This is a genomic window from Kitasatospora sp. NPDC086791 (assembly GCF_040685975.1).
Lineage (GTDB): Bacteria > Actinomycetota > Actinomycetes > Streptomycetales > Streptomycetaceae > Kitasatospora.
On sequence record NZ_JBFBOC010000008.1, the window covers coordinates 48,300 to 68,729 of the forward strand.

8 protein-coding genes and 1 pseudogene are annotated in these 20,430 nt (G+C 72.6%); 5 read left to right on the top strand and 4 right to left on the bottom strand.

Annotated elements, in window-relative coordinates; genetic code table 11:
- The first annotated feature begins 88 nt into the window (after positions 1 to 88).
- From AB0Q99_RS14045 to AB0Q99_RS14065, 5 genes and pseudogenes are all read left to right on the top strand, one after another.
- Positions 89 to 4,024, top strand: a complete 3,936-nt coding sequence (locus AB0Q99_RS14045; protein WP_363571354.1) for a hypothetical protein — start codon at positions 89 to 91, stop codon at positions 4,022 to 4,024.
- Positions 4,024 to 6,789 carry a BREX-2 system phosphatase PglZ gene (gene pglZ, locus AB0Q99_RS14050; protein WP_363571356.1) on the top strand — a complete coding sequence of 922 codons (2,766 nt, stop codon included), beginning with the start codon at positions 4,024 to 4,026 and terminating at the stop codon, positions 6,787 to 6,789. Before AB0Q99_RS14045 ends, pglZ begins: the two co-directional genes overlap by 1 nt.
- Positions 6,789 to 8,123 (top strand): BREX system ATP-binding protein BrxD, encoded by a 1,335-nt coding sequence (brxD, locus tag AB0Q99_RS14055; protein WP_363571671.1) that lies wholly within the window; start codon positions 6,789 to 6,791, stop codon positions 8,121 to 8,123. Before pglZ ends, brxD begins: the two co-directional genes overlap by 1 nt.
- Positions 8,120 to 10,315, top strand: coding sequence for a DEAD/DEAH box helicase (locus tag AB0Q99_RS14060; protein WP_363571358.1), 2,196 nt, complete (start codon positions 8,120 to 8,122; stop codon positions 10,313 to 10,315). Before brxD ends, AB0Q99_RS14060 begins: the two co-directional genes overlap by 4 nt.
- A gap of 839 nt (positions 10,316 to 11,154) precedes the next feature.
- Positions 11,155 to 11,983 (top strand): annotated as a pseudogene (locus AB0Q99_RS14065) (ATP-dependent helicase); the annotation flags it as partial.
- Positions 11,984 to 12,022: 39 nt separating this feature from the next.
- Here the strand turns inward: AB0Q99_RS14065 and AB0Q99_RS14070 are convergent.
- From AB0Q99_RS14070 to AB0Q99_RS14085, 4 genes are read right to left on the bottom strand one after another with little or no spacing between them, the layout of a single operon-like run.
- A complete protein-coding gene (locus AB0Q99_RS14070; protein WP_363571360.1) occupies positions 12,023 to 13,291 on the bottom strand; it encodes a TIGR02679 family protein in 1,269 nt (422 codons plus the stop codon).
- Between the two features lie 3 nt (positions 13,292 to 13,294).
- On the bottom strand, positions 13,295 to 17,419 hold the full coding sequence (locus tag AB0Q99_RS14075; protein ID WP_363571362.1) for a TIGR02680 family protein: 4,125 nt from the start codon (positions 17,417 to 17,419) through the stop codon (positions 13,295 to 13,297).
- On the bottom strand, positions 17,416 to 18,594 hold the full coding sequence (locus AB0Q99_RS14080; RefSeq protein ID WP_363571364.1) for a TIGR02678 family protein: 1,179 nt from the start codon (positions 18,592 to 18,594) through the stop codon (positions 17,416 to 17,418). The genes AB0Q99_RS14075 and AB0Q99_RS14080 overlap by 4 nt, the downstream gene beginning before the upstream one ends.
- Positions 18,591 to 20,198: a TIGR02677 family protein gene (locus AB0Q99_RS14085; RefSeq protein WP_363571365.1), complete on the bottom strand. Its 1,608-nt coding sequence runs from the start codon at positions 20,196 to 20,198 to the stop codon at positions 18,591 to 18,593. Before AB0Q99_RS14085 ends, AB0Q99_RS14080 begins: the two co-directional genes overlap by 4 nt.
- Positions 20,199 to 20,430: the final 232 nt, after the last annotated feature.

Sequence of the window (20,430 nt, forward strand, 5' to 3'; positions counted from 1 at the left end):
GCGTGCGGCAGGTGCCGCCGCGCCGCGCAGCGTGAGGCGACCGGCCGGGGCGGCCGGGCGGGAGACGAGTGGGGGAGCGGGAGCGCCGATGGCCAGGGGCAGCAATGTCGTGCTGAGGGACGTCCTCGATATCAAGGAGGACGCCAGCGCAGGCGACTTCAAGATCGCCCTGTCCCAGGGGTTCCGCGGTGACCTGGCCGGCTCGGTGGCGGAGTACGTGGTCACCCCACAGCTCGCCAAGCAGTTCGACGAGGCGCTGAAGCTGGTGCGCGGTGCCGTGCGCAAGAACAACTCCTACGCCGCCTACCTGCACGGCTCCTTCGGTGCCGGTAAGAGCCACTTCCTGACCGTGCTGCACGCTGTGCTCAACGGCGACCAGGCCGCCCGTGACAAGAAGCGGTTGCGTGAAGTGGTCGCGGGGCACGACGACTGGCTGCCCGGGAAGAAGTTCCTGATGGTGCCCTACCACTTGGTGGGCGCCGCCAACCTGGACTCGGCGCTGCTCGACGGATATGTGAAGACCGTGCGCGCGCAGCACCCGGAGGCGACGACTCCGGCGGTGTTCAAGTCGGACTCGCTGCTCGTCGACGCCCGCGCCCTGCGCGATTCCCTCGGCGACGAGGCGTTCGCCCGACTGCTGCCCACCGCCGCCCCCGCGGCGCCGGCCGGGGACGACGGCCTGACGCCCATCGGAAGCGGCCCCGCAACAGCAGAGGACGACGACGAACTCGCTCCCATCGGGTCCGTCGCCGCCACTGCGTGGACGGCTGCCGAGCTGGACGCCGCCTTCGCCGCGCCCGCCGGCGACGAGCGCCGCGGCCGCCTGGTCTCCGCCCTGCTCAGCGGCCCCATGAAGTCCTACGCGGCCGGCAAGACCGGCGACGCGGACGCGTTCCTGCCACTGGACGACGGCCTCAGCGTGATCAGCAAGCACGCCCGGTCGCTCGGCTACGACGGTGTGGTGCTCTTCCTCGACGAGCTGATCCTCTGGCTCCAGGCCCGGATGCGGGAGCGCACTTGGGTCAACGAGGAGATCCAGAAGCTCGTCAAGCTGATCGAGGCGGGCAACGCCGACCGGCCGGTGCCGATCGTCTCCTTCATCTCCCGCCAGCGCGACCTGTCCCAGCTCATCGGCAAGGACATCCTCGGCGCCGACGTGCAGAACATGGAGCAGGCGCTGGAGTACCTGAAGGAGCGCTTCACCGTCATCAACCTGGAGGACCGTAACCTCCCGGAGATCATCAAGGAGCGAGTGCTCAAGCCGAGGCCCGGCCAGGAGGAGGTCCTGGCCGCCTCCTTCGCGGGCATCGGCCGCTCCAACCAGCAGGTCAAGGACATCCTGCTGGACGACGAGGGCGCCACCAGCGCCGACTGGGACGACTTCAAGCGCGTCTACCCGCTCTCTCCCGCCCTGCTGAACGTGCTCGTGGCGCTGTCCGGCGCGCTCCAGCGCGAGCGCAGCGGCCTGAAGCTGGTCCAGCAGCTGCTGGAGTTGAACGCCGGTGCCCCGCTCGGCCGCCTCATCCCGCTCGGCGACCTCTGGGACGTCCTGGTGGACGGGACCGGGGCCGCCTTCACCGAGCAGCTCAAGTACGAGTCCGCGGCGGCCGTGAAGTTCCACGCCAAGGCCCGTCAGCACCTGCTGGAGAAGTACGGTGCGGACGACAATCCCGACTTCCTCGCCGACGACCGCTTCGTCAAGACCCTGCTGCTGGCCGCGCTCGCGCCCGACGTACCCGCCCTGCGCCGGCTCACCGGTTCGCGGCTGGCCGCGCTCAACCACGGGTCCGTGCGCTCCCGGACCGTGCCCGAGGGCGACAAGGTCATCGAGCGGATGCGGGCCCTGCAGAACGAGTTCCCCTCCGAGCTGCGCGCGGAGGGCGAGGGCGACCCGGTCTTCTCGCTGCACCTGTCCGACCTCGACGTCGAGCCGCTGCTGGATGCCGCCGCCGGTGAGGACAAGGCGGGTGTGCGCCGGGTGTGGGTGCGGGACCGGCTGTGGGAGCTGCTCGGCGTCCGCGAGGGGAAGCTCGTCGCCGAGCGGGAGATCATCTGGCGCGGCACGCGGCGGACCGCCGAATTCGTCTTCGGCAACGTCTTCGACCGCCGCGACCTGGCGGACGAGCAGTTCACCCCGTCCGAGGCCGGAAACATCCGCTTCGTCGTCGACTACCCCTGGGACGACGAGAACCGTTCCCCCAGCTACGCCTACCAGCGGGTGAAGGAGCTACAGGACAACGGTCTGAAGGAACCCACCCTCGTCTGGCTGCCCGACTTCCTCTCCGAGCAGCGCAAGGCGCAGCTCGGCCGGCTCATGCGGATCACCTTCCTGCTGGAGCGCAACCGGCTCGACGAGTACACGCGCACCTACTCGCCCGATGACCGCGCCAAGGCCCGGCGCCAGCTGGAGGTCGGGCGCGAGACCCTCACCCGCACCCTCGTCGAATCGCTGGGCGAGGTGTACGGCATCGCGACGCCCAAGGAGGGCACCAGGGCCGCCGAGGTGGTCGACGGGCGCCATGTGCTGTCGCTCCTGCCCCAGTTGTCACGCCCCGAGCCGGCGTCCGGCAAGCCGTTCGCCGACTCCGTGCCGAAGCTGGCCGACGACGTGTTCTCCGCGCTGTACCCGAAGCACCCCGACTTCGGCCCCGACCCTCGCTCCGGTCAGCCCAAGGCCGTCACCGCGGGCGAGCTGCGCACCGCGCTGGAGTGGATCACCCGCGCCATGGACGACGGAGGCCGGGTGGAGGTCGACAGTCACCACGCGCCGACGGTCAAGCGCATCGTGGAAGCGCTCGAACTCGGTACGGTCCATGAGGGGCCGCTCGTGCTGCGTGCCGAATGGCGGACCCGCATCAACCAGGCCGCCGCCCAGAACCAGGAGCGCGACGACCTCAAGGTCGAGGACATCCGCCGGTGGATCACCAAGGACCTCGGCTACGGCGGCCTCGACCCGCAGACGTCGAACCTGCTGATCGCCGCGTACGCGCTGCTCGACGACCGTGCCTGGGTGTTCCACTCCGGGCGCGAGACCGCGGCCCCCGAGCTGTCCGCGATCGGGCCCGGCTGGACACTGCGTTCCCAGCCGCTGCCGAGCAAGGACGAGTACGAGATGGCCCGGGACCGTGCCGGACGGCTCTTCGGCGTGGCCGCCAAGCCCAACCCCTACGCGCGCAACGTCAACTCGCTCGCCGGCGAGGTCCGCGCCAAGGTCGAGGCGTTCGAGAAGGACGTGGCCGGCGTCCGGGAAGTGCTCGACCGGCATGCGGCCCTGCTCGGTCTCGACGACACCGCGCCCCGCAGGGGCATGCTGCGCGAGGCCGCGCGCCTCCTGGCCCGACTCGGCCGGCACGGCGCGGATGCGACCGCCCTGGTCAAGGAGCTGGCCTCGCTGACCTACGAGACCGCCGACCGGGACCTGGCCCACGTCATGGACAGCGCCGAGGACGTGCTGAAGGCCCTGGACGCCACCGACTGGCGGCTGCTGGCCAGCGTGCAGAGCTTGAGCGGCCGGGACGACAGCGTGGGTGACCGCGCTGCCCGGCTCCTCGCCCGGCTGGAAGAGGCCGCCCGCGAATCCGAGCTCAAGCGGTCGTTGGTGCCCGTGCTCGACGGCGTCCGGGAGACCGCGATGGCCATCGTCGATGCCGCGCTCAAGGTGGAGCGCACCGCACCGTTGCCGCTGCCCACGCCCACCCCCGGGCCGGAGCAGATCCCGCTGTCCCAGCACGGGAACCCGCCCGTGTCCTCGCAGCCGGCCGTGCCTCGGCCGGGAGCCGAGGCGACGCCGCAGGCCGAGGAGCCCGCGGAGACGGACGGTCCCGTCCGGGCGGTGCGCCGGGTCATCCACGCCGAGCCCGGCGGTCTGGAGGCCGTGCTCGCCGCCGAACTGGCCGCCATGCGGCAGGAGATCGAGGCATTCCAGACCCGACACCCGGACACGGCCGTCGAGATCGTCTGGCACGCCGTCGATGCCGCCGTGCCGGGTGACGACACCGGAGCCGAGGCGGAAGGACGCCGGTGATGGCCGCACGCCCCGCCGTGGGACGACGCGCGATCGAGGTCCTGCTCCAGGCGGAGCTTCCCGAGGCCCCGGGAAAGCGACTCGTCCTGGTCGACGCCGTCTACGAGGGCCCCGACGGGGAAGGCGAGTTCACCGTGCGCGTCGACGGCGGCAACCGCCGGGTGCGCATCACCGAGCAGGGCTCCCTGCTGGGCATCGTCGAGGCGTGGCAGCGGCACCAGGCCGAGGAAGGGGCAGCCGGTGACGGTGTCCTCGTGGTCACCGGTTCGGTGCCCGCCGACCAGTTCGGCTGGGACCTCCGGGCGCAGGCGGTCCGCCACCGCGCTCTCGGCGTCGACCGGGCCGAGGTCGTCAAGCAGCTCTTCCGCGCCACCGATCTCGACTCGCGGATGGCGGGCGAGCGCTGGCTGTTGGACGCGCTGCTGGAAGCCGAGCCGGTGGACGGCTGGCCGCGGGCGGGGTCCGTTCTCACGCGTGACCGCGCCGTGCGGGCCCTGCTCGGCGCGCGACTCGGGCTGGGGGACACCACGGCCGACACCCTCGACCTCGACGCCGACGCCCTGTTCGCCTGGACCCGCACGGCCGCCGGCCCGGCCCGGTTCGCCGCGCTGTCCGAGGCCGAGCGCGAAGGGCTCGGCGAGTGGCTCGCGCAGGCCGTCGGGTCGGTCGCGCCCATGCTGCTGGGGCTGGCCGCCGACGGACGCGGCGGTGACGCTCTGCCGCTGGGCGCACTCGCTTCGGCAGCCCTGTCGTCCGCGGCGCCGGAGGCCGCGGGCTTCGCGCTCGGGACCCTCTTCGGCGCGGTGCTCCCCTCGTTCGAGTCGCTGCGGCCGTTCGCCGACGCCGCCACCGGGGTCCTCACCCGGTGGATCGCCCAGGCCGAGGGCAGCGGGCCGCAGCGCGCGGACGCTCGTGGCCGGGTGTCCGACGTCCTCGACCGTGCGGACCGGCTCGCCACCGACGCCCGGCTCAGCCCGTTGATCGGCGCCGACCGGCTGCTGCCCTCCGGGTACCGGGCGCGACTGCGGCATCTCGCCACCGTCCTGGACGGGCCGGCGACTGCTGCCGAGGCCGCCCTGCGCGAACTGGCGGACCATCAGCTCGCCGCGCTGTACGCCGACTCCACGGAGACCGCCGAGACCGCCGTACGCCTGGTCCGCTGGCTGAAGTCGTCGCCGGAACCGATGGAGTCGGTGGGGCAGGGTGTCCAGACCCACCTGGCCTCGTCGGGCTGGGCCGATCTGGCCGTGGGAATCCTCGCGGAGGGCGACACCCACCGGGATCCGGTCGTCTCGGACGCGTACCACCGGCTGATAGGAGCCGTGCGGGCTCGCCGGGCCGGGATCGACGAGGAGTTCGCGAAGCGGCTCGCCGTGTGGACGGAGAGCGCGTGCCAGCAGGCGCCGGGAGGCGCCCTGCTCATCGAGAACGTCCTGGTCGAGGCCGCCGTGCCGCTGAGCAAAACGGTCCGGCGGGACGACGGCGACTCGGACGGCCGGGAGCGGGGCAGGCCGCTGATCCTCGTACTGGACGGCATGAGCGCCGACGTGGCCGTTCAGCTCGTCGGCGGACTGGACCGCAGGGTGTGGACCGAGGTCGTGCCCAAGCCCGGACCGGGCCGGCAAGCGGCCCGCCAGGCCGCCGTGTCGATGCTGCCCTCCGTGACGACGATCAGCCGCGCCTCGCTGCTCAGCGGGCAGCCGGCGGACGGCGGGCAGAGCGTGGAGCGTGCCGGGTTCACCGCCTTCTGGAAGAAGCGCCATCGCGACGCACGCCTTTTCCACAAGGGCGGCTACGAGGGGCCGCCCGGGCACCGGCTGGCACCCGAGCTGATCCAGGCACTCGCCTCCGATGACATCGTCGGGGTGGTCCTCAACACCATCGACGACGCGCTCGCCGACGGCCGGGAAGGCGCCCGTGGCAGGTGGGCGCCAGAGGACATCGGCAAACTTCCCGACCTGCTGAACGCCGCCCGTGACTACGGGCGGCCGGTCGTACTGGTGTCCGACCACGGTCACGTCCTCGACCGCACGCCACGCGGTGGGCAGCAGCCCGAGGCGGACGGAGCCATGGGAGCCCGGTGGCGCATCGGTGCGCCGGGCGAGGGAGAGATCGCACTGACCGGTCCCCGGGTACGCACCCCGGGCGGCAGTGTCACCCTGCCCTGGCGCGAGGAGCTGCGGTACACCGCCCGGCAGGCCGGCTACCACGGCGGGGCCTCCCTTGCCGAGGTCACCGTGCCCGTGATCACCCTGGTCCCGTCCGCGGACCTGGTCCCGGAGAAGTGGACGCTGCTGCCGGCCGAGCGGGTCGCGCCCGCCTGGTGGCACGGCGAGGAGGGGACCTCGCCGGGTGCGGCCGAGCCGTCCGCCGTCGCGGCGGCGTACTCCCGGCCACGACCGGGACCGGCGCGTGCGGACGCCACCCCGGTACCGGACCGGGACACCGTCGGTTGGCGGACCGTGACGTCCGAGCCGTACCGGACGCTTCGCCAGTTCGTCCGTGGCGCCCCGAGCGACACCGCCGTCGCGGCCGTGCTCGATGCGCTGCTCGCGGCGGGTGGGAAACTGTCTCCCGGCGCGGTGGCCGCGGCGGCGCAGACCGCCACGGGCAAGTCGGAACGCAACCCGGAGCGCTTCGCCACCGTCCTGGAGCGTCTCCTGAACATCGACGGCTATCCCGTGTTCCAACTCGTCGAGTCCGGGCGGACCGTCCAGCTCGATCGAGCCCTTCTCCAACAGCAGTTCCTTGAGGATGCGGCGTGATCAGATCCGAATCCGAGGTCAGTGCCGCGCGGCGACGCGACGTACTCGACGCGCTGCGCCGTGGCACGGTGCCGCAGGCCGGTCTCGGCCTGTTCGCCGTCGGTCTGGAACGTTTCGAAGCAGCCCTGGACGACGACCTGGCCACCGCGGCTCGCGGTGGCTCCGCCTTCCACGCCCTACGGGGTGAATACGGCTCCGGCAAGACATTCTTCGCCCGTTGGCTCGCCGAGCGCGCCAAGCGGCGCGGCCTCGCCGTGAGCGAGGTGCAGATCTCCGAGACCGAGACGCCGCTGCACCGCCTGGAAACTGTCTATCGCAGGCTCGTCGAGCGCCTCACCACGGCCACCCATCAGCCTTCCGCCCTCCGGGCGGTCATCGACTCCTGGTTCTACGCCCTAGAGGAGGAGATCCTCGCCGCCGGTGACATCGCCGAAGACGACGAGAAGGCTCTGGCCGAAGCCGTCGACGAACTGCTGGAGCGGCGGCTTGCCGAAGTCGCCCGGACCACGCCGGCCTTCTCCGCGGCTCTGCGCGGCTATCGCCGTGCCGTGGCGGCCGGGGACGGGGCGCACGCCGAAGCGCTGATCGCCTGGCTCGGCGGACAGAAGTCGGTGGCCGCCTCTGCCAAGCGCGTCGCGGGTGTCCGCGGCGACCTCGACCACTTCGCCGCCCTCGGGTTCCTCCAGGGCCTGCTCACCGTCCTGCGGGACTGCGGGCACCCGGGACTCCTCCTGGTGCTGGACGAGGTGGAGACCCTTCAGCGGGTGCGCGGCGACGTTCGGGAGAAGTCCCTGAACGCGCTGCGCCAGCTCCTCGACGAGATCGACGCCGGACGCTTCCCAGGCCTGTTCCTCGTCATCACCGGCACCCCCGCCTTCTACGACGGTCAGCAGGGCGTGCAGCGCCTGGCGCCGCTCGCCCAGCGCCTGGCCACGGACTTCACCACCGACCCCCGCTTCGACTCGCCGCGCGCCGTCCAACTGCGGCTGCCCGGCTTCGACCTGGCGTCGCTCGGTGAACTCGGGCGCAAGGTGCGGGATCTGTACGCGGGAGTGGCACGCCACCCCGAACGGCTCGCCGCCCGCGTCGACGAGGCCTACCTCGACGAACTGGCCCGCGCGGTCACGGGCTCCCTCGGCGGCAGGGTCGGTATCGCTCCGCGCCTGTACCTGCGCAAGCTCGTGGCCGACGTGCTGGACCGGGTCGACGAGTTCGCGGACTTCGACCCCCGCGTCCACTACGCGCTCACGCTCGGCGGCGCCGAACTCACCGAGACCGAGCGGAACGCGGCCGTGGGAGCCGGGGACATCGAACTGGACCTGGAGCCCTCATGACCTCGGAGAAGGAACCAGGAGACCCCTTCGACCTGCTCGACCCCGTCCTCGGCTACCACATCGTCAACTCCCTCGGCTGGCGGTCCCTGCGCCCCTTGCAAGAGGAGGCGATCGGACCGCTCCTGGGCGGCGAGGACGTCGTCCTGCTCGCGCCCACGGCCGGCGGGAAGACCGAGGCCGCGACGTTCCCCCTGCTGACGCGCATGAACCGGCAGGGCTGGACGGGCACCAGCGTGCTGTACGTGTGCCCGCTCAAGGCGCTGCTGAACAACCTGCACCCGCGGCTGCGGACGTACGCGCAGTGGCTCGGCCGCACCGTCGAGTTGTGGCACGGCGACATCACCACGTCCAAGCGGCGCGGCATCCTCGCCGGGCGCCCCGACGTTCTGCTCACCACTCCGGAGTCCCTGGAATCCATGCTGGTGAGTGTGCACGTCGACCACCGCGCATTCTTCGCGGGGCTGCGGGCCGTCGTGGTGGACGAGGTGCATGCCTTCGCCGGCGACGACCGGGGCTGGCACCTCCTGGCCGTACTGGAACGCCTGAGCCGGGTCGTCGGACGGCCGGTCCAGCGGGTGGGCCTGTCGGCGACCGTCGGCAACCCCGGCGAGCTGCTGGCCTGGCTCCAGGGGGCAGGACTGGGACGCCGACCCGCCCGGGTCGTCGCCCCGCACCTCACCGGAGAGGAACGGCCCGGCCAGGCCACGAAGGATTCGATCGGCGGGGCTCCCCGGCAGGACGTGCCCGCCACGGTCCCGCCCGGGGACATCGAACTGGACTACGTCGGTTCCGTCACGAACGCCGCGACGGTGATCGCCGCTCTGCACCGGGGTGAGAAGCGCCTGGTTTTCTGCGAAAGCCGTCGCACCGTCGAGGAGCTGGGCGAGCAGCTGCGCCTGCGGGGTGTGACGACCTTCCTGTCCCACGCATCGCTCTCCGTCGACGAGCGCAGGCGCGCCGAGGCCGCCTTCGCGGAGGCCCGCGACTGCGTGATCGTCTCCACCAGCACGCTGGAGCTCGGCATCGACGTGGGTGACCTGGACCGGGTCATCCAGCTCGACGCGCCGCCCACCGTCGCCTCGTTCCTGCAACGCCTCGGACGCACCGGCCGCCGCTCGGGAACGACACGCAACTGCCTCTTCCTCGCACTCAGCGGTGATGGGCTGCTCTCGGCGGCTGCGCTCCTGCTCCAGTGGTCGCGAGGCTGGGTGGAGCCGGTCGTCGCGCCACCCGAGCCGAGGCACCTGGTTGCCCAGCAGCTGCTGGCCCTGTGCCTCCAGGAACACAGGGTCGGTGAGAACCTCTGGGAAGAGTGGTGGGGCCGCATCGGCCCCTTCGGACCGGGCGCGGCGCCCATCGTCCGCCACCTCGTGGAACAGGGCTACCTGGACCAGGACGGTGGTCTGCTCTTCATCGGGCCGGAGGCCGAACGGCGCTACGGGCACCGTCACTTCATGAACCTCACGGCGACGTTCACAGCCCCACCGGAGTTCACCGTGTTCAACGGCCGCAGCGAGATCGGCCGCACCGATCCCGATCTGCTCACCGAGGAGATCGAGGGACCGCGCAAGCTCCTGCTGGCCGGCCGCAGCTGGCTGGTGACGTACATCGACTGGAGCCGCAAACGCTGCTTCGTCGAGCCTGCCGACGAAGGCGGGCGCGCACGCTGGACCGGCTTCGGCGCGGAGCGCCTCCGATCCTTCCAGCTGGCCCGGGCGGCCCGTGACGTCCTCCTCGGCCAGGACCCGCCGGTCCGCCTGACCAAACGGGCCACGGCCAAACTCGCCGAGGCTCGTGACGTCCATCTGGACACCGTCCACCCCGGGGGGACATTGGTGACCAGGCGCGCTGATGGTGACCTGCGCTGGTGGACGTGGGCGGGTCGCCGTGCCAACGCCACACTGGCTGCTTCGCTACCGTCCCTCGTCGCGCCACATCGGCGGGTCGACGACCAGTGGATCCGCCTGAGGGAGGATCTCACCGCGGATGCCTGGCAGGCCGCGCTCGTGACCGCCGGCACCCGACTGTGTCTCCCCGAAGTCGACGGACGAGCGGTCCGTGGCCTCAAGTTCGGCGAAGCACTCCCGTCTCGGCTGGCCGAGGCCACGCTCGCAGTTCGTCTCGCTGATCCGGAAGGCGCGGGCAAGGTACTTGCGGAGCCAGTGCGGTTTGTTGTGCTTTCCAGTGAGTGACTATCTGGACAGGTCTGGGAGAAGAAGAACCGGATTGAACTGACCGGCGAGGTAGGCAGTGTGGAGAGGGATGTCGCGTGGGCGGGCTGCGTGAGGTCTTGTCAGAGTCTCACAACCCGGTGCCTGGATCGTCCGTTCCGACCTATTGGCCAGCTCGGTGGACAGCCGGTGGACGGACGCCTTTGGACGGTGCACCATAGGCTGTCACAGCTCAACCTGCTGCGTACGCTCTGATCAGGAAAAACGTCACTCGGCAGCACGACCCGGAACCAGCCAACATGATCACTCTCGGGCTCGTAATGCGTAGGTCGCGGGTTCGAATCCCGCAGGCGGCTCCAAGGTGAACCCCGGGTCAGGTCTCTGACCTGGGGTTTTCTTGTTGCGTTAGCCATGGGAATCGGGTAAACCAGGCACCTGGGCTCGATGCATCGCAATGCGTAGGTCATTGGTTCATTGATGTCACCTATTCCGTGGGCGTGACTGTGACCTGCGGTTTTGCCAGCGATGGGGAGTCGGCTCACTCGGTGTCGGAGTGCCTTGGTTGACGGCCGGTGGACAACTGTGCGTGGCTCCTCGTCAGGAGGTCCGCCGCAGGGATGGCGAGGCGTGATCCGACGATCGTGGGCTCGTGAGGTTCTCGCAAGGCGCCCCTCCTTCCGTGGGCTGCCCATCGGGAGGGGGCCGTGCCGCGGGATGGTGTACATGGAGTCTCACACGAGCTTCACTGACTCTGGCGGCGTCGAGAGTTGCGGACTGACTGTGGCGCCTCATCGCCGGTAAGAAAGCGAAGGATGAGCATCCGGCCTTCGTCGAGGCTTCGCGTGATCTGCCGATGGGCGACACGCAACTGCCTTTTCCTGGCGCTCAGCGGCGACGGGCTGCTCTCGGCGGCTGCGCTCCTGTTCCAGTGGTCGCGAGGCTGGGGGGAGCCGGTCGTCGCACCACCCGAGCCCCGGCGCCCATCGTCCACCACCTGGTGGAGCAGGGATGCCTCGACCAGGACGGTGGCCTGTTGGTCATCGGGCCCGAGGCCGAACGCCGTTACGGGCATCGCCATTTCATGAAGCTGACGGCGATGGTCACCGCCCCGCCGGAGTTCACGGTGTTCAACGGTCGCAGCGAGATCGGGCGTACAGGGCCCGACCTGCTCACCGAGGACGTCGAAGGTCCGCGCAAGCTGCTTCCGGCGGGCCGCAGCTGGCTGGTGACGTACATCGACTGGAGCCGCAAGCGTTGCTTGGTCGAGCCGGCCGACGAGGGCGGGCGGGCACGCTGGGGCGGTTTCGGTGCGGGGCGCGTCCGCTCGTTCCAGCTGTCTCGGGCGGCCCGTGACGTCCTGCTCGGCCAGGACCCGCCGGTCCGCCTGACCAAGCGGGCCACGGCCGAGCTCGCCGAGGCGCGTGACGACCGTCTGGACACCGTCCACCCCGGGGGGACCTTGGTGACCCGGCGTGCTCATGGTGACCTGCGCTGGTGGACGTGGGCGGGTCACCGCGCCAATGACATCGGCGGGTCGACGACCAGTGAATCCGCCTGCGGGAGGATCTCACCCCGGATGTCTGGCAAACCGCGCTCGTGACCGCCCGCACCCGACTGTGTCTCCCCGAAGTCGACGAACGAGTTTTCCGCGGACTGAAGTTCGGCGAAGCACCCCCGCCCCGGTTCGCCGGCCACGGGGGTGGTGCCGGGTGTCGGGCTTCCGCGGTGTCAGGGCCGTACGGCGTGTCGGCGGAGGTCGGCGAGCAGCTGGTCGAGCAGGTGCTCCTCCTCGATGCGGACGGCGTGCTCGGTGACGGCTGCGGCGAGTGCCGGGTCCCAGGGGGTGGGGGTCGGGGTGCCGGTGGTGAGCGGGGTGCCGAGGCCGTGCTCGACGGCGGCGAGGTAGGAGGGGGCGTCGTAGCGCCAGGGGGTTGCGCCGGGTAGGCGTAGGACGCCGGTGGCGATGCGGATGCCGCCCCAGTCGAAGTCTCCGTGGTAGGCGATCGGGCAGCCCTGGTCGGTGATGTGGGTGAGCAGGGTGCGGGCGGCGACGGAGAGGTTGCCCTCGACGCAGATGAGTGGTGGGCAGTCCGGACCCAGTTCGTCGGCGGCGGCGGCGAGGACTGCGGGATTCTCGCAGACGTGGACGAGGCGACCCGCGAGGCCGAGGCGAGGCGGCTGCCCGACCAGCTGGCGGAGGGTCAGCAAGCAGGGTTCGCCGCCTTCGTGGGCGGCGGCGAGGATGCGACCGGTCGTACCGGTGGTCGAGCCGGGCAGGCCGAGGGTCAGGGCGCGGGAGGAGAGTTCGTCCAGCGCCACGCCGACGGCGGCCCAGGCGGCGCGGCGGCCCGCGGCGCCGGACATCGCGTCGGCGGGCGGCCCGGCGAGTGCCCGGACGGCGGAGTGGACGAGGGTGGCGAGCGGGCGGCCTTCGTCCAGCGCGTGGGCGTCGCCGAGGGTTCGGGCGGAGAGGGTGGGGAGGGTGAGGCCGTCTGCCGGGAGCTGGGAGAGCACGGGGACCGCGTCGGCGGCCAGGCGGCGGGCTGCCGCCGGATCGCCTCCGGAGAGCCGTTTGAGCAGGCCGGTCGCCTCCATCCTGGCTCGCCAGGAGGCGAGTTCGGGACGCTCGGTGATGGTCGGGTGGTCGAGTACGACCCATGCCTGCTGCCACGCCGCCGACAGGCGGGCGTCCCGGGCCCGTCGGTCCGTGACCGGGCCGGTCAGTGCCACTACCGCCGCCGCGAGGCCGTCCGGGCAGGCCAGGGACTCGCGCAGCACCCGGTCGACCTCGGCCAGGGGAACGGTCAGTGAGGTGCCGGAGCGCAGGCGGCGGCCCAGCAGAAGCTCGATCGCGCGGCGCTGCTCCCCGGTCGCGGTTCTGAGCGCGACCGGGGTGTCCAGGGCACGTCCGGTCGACAGCCGCTCGCGCACCCGGTCCACCAGCCAGGCGGTCTCGGGGCCGCCGAGCAGGCGACGCAGCCTCGGCAGATCGGTCACCGGCTACACCGTCGAGTCGTCGAGGAGGGACGGCTGCGCGCGGTCTTCGGCGGCCTTCGGCGCGGCAGGGCCGGGGATGTGCGGGACCGGTCGTTCCTCGCGGGTGCGTGCGGTGCCGTCCCACCGCCAGGGGGTGACGAGGACGGCGTCGATCCCCTCGCGGCGGCTCAGCTGGGCGATGCCGATTCCGGGCACGGTGGGATAGCAGGCCCACTCACGCTCGCTGGTCATGACGACATCGAGGTCGAACGAGGCCAGCAGTCCGAGGCACTTGGCCCGGGAGTCGTCGTCCACTCCCGCGAACGCCTCGTCGAGCGCGATCAGGCGCGGGGCGTGCGGATGGCCGGAGGAGTAGTGCGAGGAGGCGGCTGCGAACAGCGGTACGGAGGCGGCGAGCACCCGTTCGCCGCCTGAGGCGGGACCGGTGGCCGGCTTCCACTGGCCGTCCTGGCGGCGCTGGATGGTGAAGGAGTGCCAGCCGCGGTAGTCCAGGGCGCGGGTGAGCTGGTCGGCCCAGGAGTCGGCGGGGTGGTCCTCGCGGTCCTGGGCGATCCGGGCCTGGAGGAACGCGCCGACCTGCGCGCGGTCGGCGGGCGTCCAGGCGTCCGAGGACTGGCGCAGCAGGCGGGCACGGACGGCTTCGAGGCCGGCCGGCGCGTCCTTGGCGGGCTGCCACTGCAGGCGCAGGGCCATGCCGGTCGAGGTGGGGCGGGCCGCCAGGTCCTCGTTCATCGCCGCGACCTGCTCCTCGGCGCCGGTGATCAGCTCCTGGAGTGCTCCCGCGACCTCGCCCACCAGGTGGTTCTCCAGCAGTTCGCGTTCCTTGGCGGAGAGCAGCAGGCCGCGCTGCTCGACCTCCTCGCGCAGCGAGTCGGCGAGGGCGGGCACGTCGTGGGAGCGGCCCTGGAACACCACGTCGACGATCACGATGCCGTCGTGCAGGGTCATGCCCACCGAGTGGCCGTGGCGGCCGAGGGCGTCGGTGAGCACCTTGTGCTCGGTGGAGATCCGCTGCTGGATCAGCTCCCAGCGGCGGTCGGAGTCGTCCGTGCCGTCGAGTTCCTGGTTGACCGTGCGGGCCAGTGCCACGGCCGGAGTCGGCGCCCAGGTCTCGTCCAGCGCGGGGACGGCGACGGTGATCCCGGGCAGTGCGGCGGTGAGCAGGCCGGTGGCGGCGAAGGAGCGCAGGGCGGTCACGGCACGGTCGCGTTCGGCGGCAGCCTCCTCGATCCGGGCGCGGATCTCGCTGCGCCGGCCCTCGGCCCGGGCGCGGGCGGTCATGGCGGCGTCGCGGGCGCGCCGGGTGGTCTTCTCCTCGGCGTCCCGTGCGGCGATGGCGGCATCGGTGTCGGCCAGCCGGCGGAACAGTTCCTCGACGCTCGCGCCGACGGTGTCGGCCAGCACGCGGTGGCGCTCGGTGGCCGCGTCGGCGGCTCGGCGGGCGGCGGTCTCGGCGTCCTCGGCTTCGGCGAGCGCGCCGGCGGCGGTCTCGGCCTCCGCTTCCGCCTCGGCGGCGAGGGCAGCGGACCGCGCTCGGGCGGTGGCGGCCGGGAGCAGCGCGGCGAGCGCGGCGGTGTAGCCGGACACGGCGTCGCGTACCTGGTCGAGTTGCTCGCGGTCGGCGGGCAGGTCGGTGTCCCGGGCGTAGTCGGTGGCCTCCTGATCGGCGTGCTCCGCGTCCTCCCGTCGGGCTGTGGCCTCCTGCGCTGCCTCGTCGAGCCGGTCGGCCTGGCGGCGTACCGCCTCGGCCTCGTGGCTGTGGCGGGCGTGCGCCTCGCGCAGCGCGTGGTCGGCGGGCGTGCTCTGCTGCTCGGCGGCCAGCGCGGCGGCGCGTGCCCGGACGGTACCGCGCTGCCGGTCCAACTCGGCGAGCTGGTCAATGAATTCGCCGCGACGGACGGCGAGTTCGGCGAGCCTGGCGCGGCGGGCGGACTCCCGGGCACCCTCGCCGATGTAGTGGGCGGCAGGCTTGGTCCAGCGGCCGGTCACGGCGCCGATCCGGTAGCGGCCGTCGGCGTCCACCCAGGTGTGATGACCGGTGTCCCCGTCGAGGCCGATCGCGTTCAGGGCGGCGTGGACGGCGGTGTCGGCCAGGGCGGCGGCCAGTGGATCGGCCCGGTCGACCGCCGGGCGCAGTACTGAGGAGAGGCCGGCGCCGGGGGCGGCCGGGCCGGAGGACAGCAGGACGGCGTCGTCCGCGTCGAGCAGGGCGCCGTCCGGGGTGAGCCAGGCGTCGAGCAGTCCGGCGGCCTCCAGCGCAGCCTCGATCCCGGCCCGCTGCTCGGCCGGTACGGTCTCGACGAAGTCGACCGCCCGCCACAGTGGCGCTCCGGCGCGGTCGGAGCGGGCATGCGGATCGCGGGTGTGCGGCGGCGGCGGGGTGTCGTGGCCGCCGGACTCCAGACGGGCGATCTCCTCGTCCATCGCGACGAGTTGCTGCCGGGTGGCGGCGTGCTCGGCGTCGAGCGCGGCCTCCTGGCGGGTGAGGGCTCCCGCGGCTGTGCGGTAGGCGGCCTCGGTGGCCTCGGCGGCCGGGTTGGGGCCGGCGAGGGTGTCCGTCCAGGTTTCGAGCGCCGAGAGGGCGTGGTCGGGGTCGGGCAGGCGTAGCTCGACCGTGCCGGCGGCCCAGGTCCGCCAGGCTGCGAGGAGGTCCGCGCCCTGTTCGGTGACCGCCTGCGCCGCCTCGGCCGAGCGTTCGCGGGCGGCGTCCAGGTCGGCGGCGCGGCGGGCGGCCTCGGTCTGCGCGGCGCGCACCTGCCCGTGGGCCCGCTCAGCGGCGGTGAGCAGCGCGGTGAGGCCCATGACGGCCTGGCGGCGGCGTTCGACGGCCCGTTCGCCCGCCCTGCGGGTCTCCGGGAACGGCGCGTGGTCCCGCTCCAGGGTCTCGGCCACGGCCGTGTGGTCGATGCCGGCCGCCTCGGCGGCCTGCCGGGCGGCCGAGGCGGCCTCGGCGAGGGCGGCCCGGTCGGTGTCGTGCTGGGCGTGCGCGCCGGCGGCGCGGCGCTGCCACTCGTCGGTCTGGCGGCGGGCGGTGCGGCAGGCGTCGGCGCGGTCGTCGGCGACGGCGCGCAACGCTTCGGCGGTCTTGCCGGCCTGTTCCAGCTCGCGGGCGGCGTCCATCTCCGGACTGCGGTTCAGGGCATCACGGGTGGCGGCCAGGGTCGCGCGGCTGTCCTCCAGCTCTTCCAGACGGTCTTCCGCCTGCGTCAACTGTTCTTCGGCGGTGGCGTGTTCGGTCTCGGCCTCGCCGAGGTCGCGGCCGAGGTGCTCGTACCGGCTGTGGGCGACGCGCAGCACGCCGGCCTGCCGCTTGGCGGCGATCTGCGCGTAACGGCGGTAGTGCGCGAGGAAGTTGGCGGCGGCGCCGGACGCCTCGGCCAGCGCTTCCAGGGCGTGCCGCTCCTCGTCCAGGCCGCGGAACGCCTCGGCGACCTCGCCGACCAGGGCCGGATCGAGTGGCGGCAGGGCCTCGGTGAGCGCCTTGGAGAGCAGCTTCTCGTCCGGCTTCTTCGACAGCTGCGGCTGGCGCAGTTGGATCAGCAGGTTGACCAGGGCCTCGTAGCGGCCCTGGCCGAGGCCGAAGAGCTGCTCGTCGACGGCGCGGCGGTACTCGGCGGCGGTGTCGTGCACCAGGCCGTGGCCCTGGAGTGCGTCGCGCAGCCGCTCCCGGGTGAACGGGACGCGGGTGGCGGACAGCAGTGGCAGATCGGGGCCGACGCGCAGGGTGGTGGTGAAGAACCAGTGCTTGGCGATGCCACGGCCCTTGACCGCCTTCAGGCCGCAGCCGATGGTCCGGTACTGCGGTCGTCCGTCCTCGTCGATCCGGCCGAACTCCAGCCAGGTGTAGCCGGTGCGTTCGTCGTTCGGGTGCTTTCCGCCGAGCAGCAGGTTCCACTCCATGCGCTTGGCGCGGTCGCCGTCCGGTTCGACGCGGTGGGCGGCGAGTTCACCGTCGAGCAGGAAGGGCAGGGTGAGGGCGAGCACCTTCGACTTGCCGGTGCCGTTGTTGCCGCGCAGCAGCAGTCGCCCGTCGTGGAAGCGGAACTCCTCGGCGTCGTAGTGGAAGAGGTCGACGAGCCCCGCGCGCAGTGGCTGCCAGCGGTTCTTGGTGGGCTGCGGCAGGGTCATGAGCGGGAGCGGGCCTTTCGGATGGTCGGGGCGGCCAGGGCGTATCGGACCAGCGCGGGCTTGGCGGTGACCGAGTCGCCGTCGCGGGTGATGAGATCGAGGGCGGTCAGCCGGTCCAGAGCCTGGGCGAGCAACTCGGCCGCCGCTGCCGGCTCAGCGGCGGTCTTGCGCCAGTACGAGCGGTGCTGCACGGCCAGTTGCCGTACCAGTTCGACCAGTTGCGGCTCGGTGCGGGCGCCGTCGGCGGTGGCGAGGTGGGCGGCGACCAGCAGGGTGGCATGGCCGTCGGTGCCCTGCTCGGGCATCCGGACATCGGTGAGCTCGTCGTCCGGGTCCGCCATGGCGATTCCTTCGCTGCGCAACTCGGCGACCAGGCCCGTGAGTTCGGTGATCCGGCGAGTGATCGCGTGGCGCTGCGAGACCAGGTAGGCGCGCTCGTCCTCGGGTAGCTCGGCGTAGTACACCACCGGATCGTCCAGCAGCCGGCGGGTCAGCCGATGGCGCAGCGCGCGGAGCCGCAGCTCATCGGTGTCCGGCGCGACCTCGGCGGTGAGCGCGGCAAGACGGTGGTCCGGGTTGACGGCCTCGATGGTGGACGGGCCCCGGGTCGAGGCGAGCAGCGTGGCCAGGACGCGGCGGCGAACGTCGTAGAGCACGTCGTTGGACGCCTCCGACAGGTACGCCTCCTCGTCGCCCGCCACGCGGTGCAGCACCCCCCACTCCAGCAGCAGCCGGACTGCGGCCACCAGATCGGACCGCTCCTCCCGGCGGTCCATCCGGAACTCGATCCCGGCAGCGGCCAGCACCGGGTCGCCCGCCGCCGTCAGCACGCCGTCGGCCAGCCGGCCGAGGGTGATCTGCGCGTCCGCCCGCTCCAGCGTCGCCAGCGCCAGGCAGAGCACCACGTAACGGCGGCGGGTGAACGGCACCTTGGTGCGCGGGGCGCGGGCGGGCCGGGTCGCGTCGTCCAGGCGGGCCGGTGTCTTGTGCAGCCGCGCGGTCTCGGTGTCGACCACCAGCCGCCAGCCGGTCTCCTGGGTGAACCAGGCCGCCAGTTCGCCGGCGTGTTTGCGCACCAACCGGAAGTCGTCGTTGCCACTGGTCATCAGCGGCGATGCCAGCAGCGCGCGGGCGGCCCGCCGGCGCTCGGCCTGGAGGTCGGTGGGGTCGGTCATGCCGTGCTCCCGACGGGCGCGAGGTCGATGATCTCGATGATGTGCTCGGGCCCGTGCAGCACACCGTCCGCAGTCGGGACCCGCACCACCGTGTCGGGGTCCACCAGCTTCAGCCGGACCTCCATCGTGCCGTCGCCGGTGATCGCCGAGGACTCGCTCGCGCCCGGTACCCGGGCCGAGAGGGCGTCGCCGAGGACCGCGAGGAACAGCTGGAAGGCATGCGGGTCGAGGCCGTCCGGGCCGGCCAGCTCGGAGAGCAGGACCGGGCCGTCGGTGGCCAGCCGGGCCCGGGCGGCGGCGGTCTGGACGGCTTCCAGCTCGACCTGCCGGGCCAGTGCCTGCCGCTCGGCCGCCCGGTCGGCGACCCGGTTGGGCATGCCGCGCCGCTCGTACGAGCCGGTCTCGCGCAGCCGGGGGCTGATCTCCAGCGGTGGGGCCTGCGCCCAGGGCGTACCAGCCGGGAGATCGGCCTGTTGCCAGGCGGCCTCGGTGGCGGTGTCCACGGTCAGATGCCGGGCCGGGGCGAGGGCGAAGGCCGCTCGCCAGAGTCGGTGCGCGGCGTTGTCATCCGGGGTCTGTGCGAAGAACCGGGCCAGTGCCCGGAAGTCGGCCGACCGGTCCGAGCGTCCGCCGCGCCGCTCGTTCAGCGCGGCGACCGTGTTGACGAGCGCGGTGATCGCGCTGACCGCCGCGCCGCGCAGCAGTTTCGCCTGGGAGGGCTGCCTGCTGGAGCGGCTGAGGAACCAGTCGGTGAGGCCCCGCCATCGGTTCTCCCAGGCGGTCAGCGCGGCACTCGTCGCCGCTGCGCGGGCCTGCTCCGCCTGCCGACCGTCCACGTCGGCCTCCGGTGCGGCATCCGGCAGGGCGTCCCCGGCTTCGCGCTGCGCCGCGGCCAGCAGCAGTCGCTCCACGCCGGCCGCGTTCAGCCGGGTGAGCAGGTTCGCGATCTGCGCGCCGCGGTTCGCCAGATCGGCGATGAACCGCTCGATGTACTCGACGAGGCGGTCCTTGTACGCGATGAACGCAGCCTCGTCGCCGTCCTGGAAGTCGATGGTGCGACGCAGCGAGGCCATGAACGCCTGGGCGTTGTCCGCGAGACTCCCGAACCGCTCCGCGATCTGGAGCAGCAGCAGATGCGCCTTCCCCGGATCGGGATCAGGGTGCTCCGCCAGGACGAGCAACGACCCCAACTGCTCGGCGATGTCCGCCAGCGCGACCGACTGCAGCTGGCCGCGCCGGCCCAACGCCTGCTCGTACACGGCGAGCGCGCGCAGAGCGGCCTGGCCGTGCTGGGTCAACTGGTAGAGGTAGCGGGCCCGATGGAAGTCCTCGACCGATGTCACCCGGCCGGTGTCGGCGTCCGCGCGGAGATTCCCCCAATCGACCAACTGCTCCAGCGCGCCGCCGACCGCCTCGATCGACGCGACCGCCGAAGACGCGTCCGGCGCCGCGTCCCGACGGAGCTCGGCGGCGACGTCCTCCGGCCGCAGATGGACGATGAACCGCTCTCTCGCCTGGGCGAAGACCGCCAGGACCTGGCCGTACAGGGCCGCGTTCGGGGCCTGGAGGTAGGCGAACGGCTGGGGCTGCGGAGCGCTGGACACGCGCTCCAGTTTCGCAGATCCGGCTGTCCGTGCGGCCGGGAGCAGGAAACCCGGTTGACCGGGCTCCTGCCCGGGTAGGTTGTGAGGCCTTGCGGCGGCGGTTCGCGGAATACCGACAACGCGGTCGACAGGGCGGCTCACCGTGCCGGGGCGGCAGTCGGTCACGTTCCGGGCTGCGCGGCGGGGCCGGGCGCGGCAGGGGCGCGTTGTGCGGGCCCTGCCGCGCGGTGGC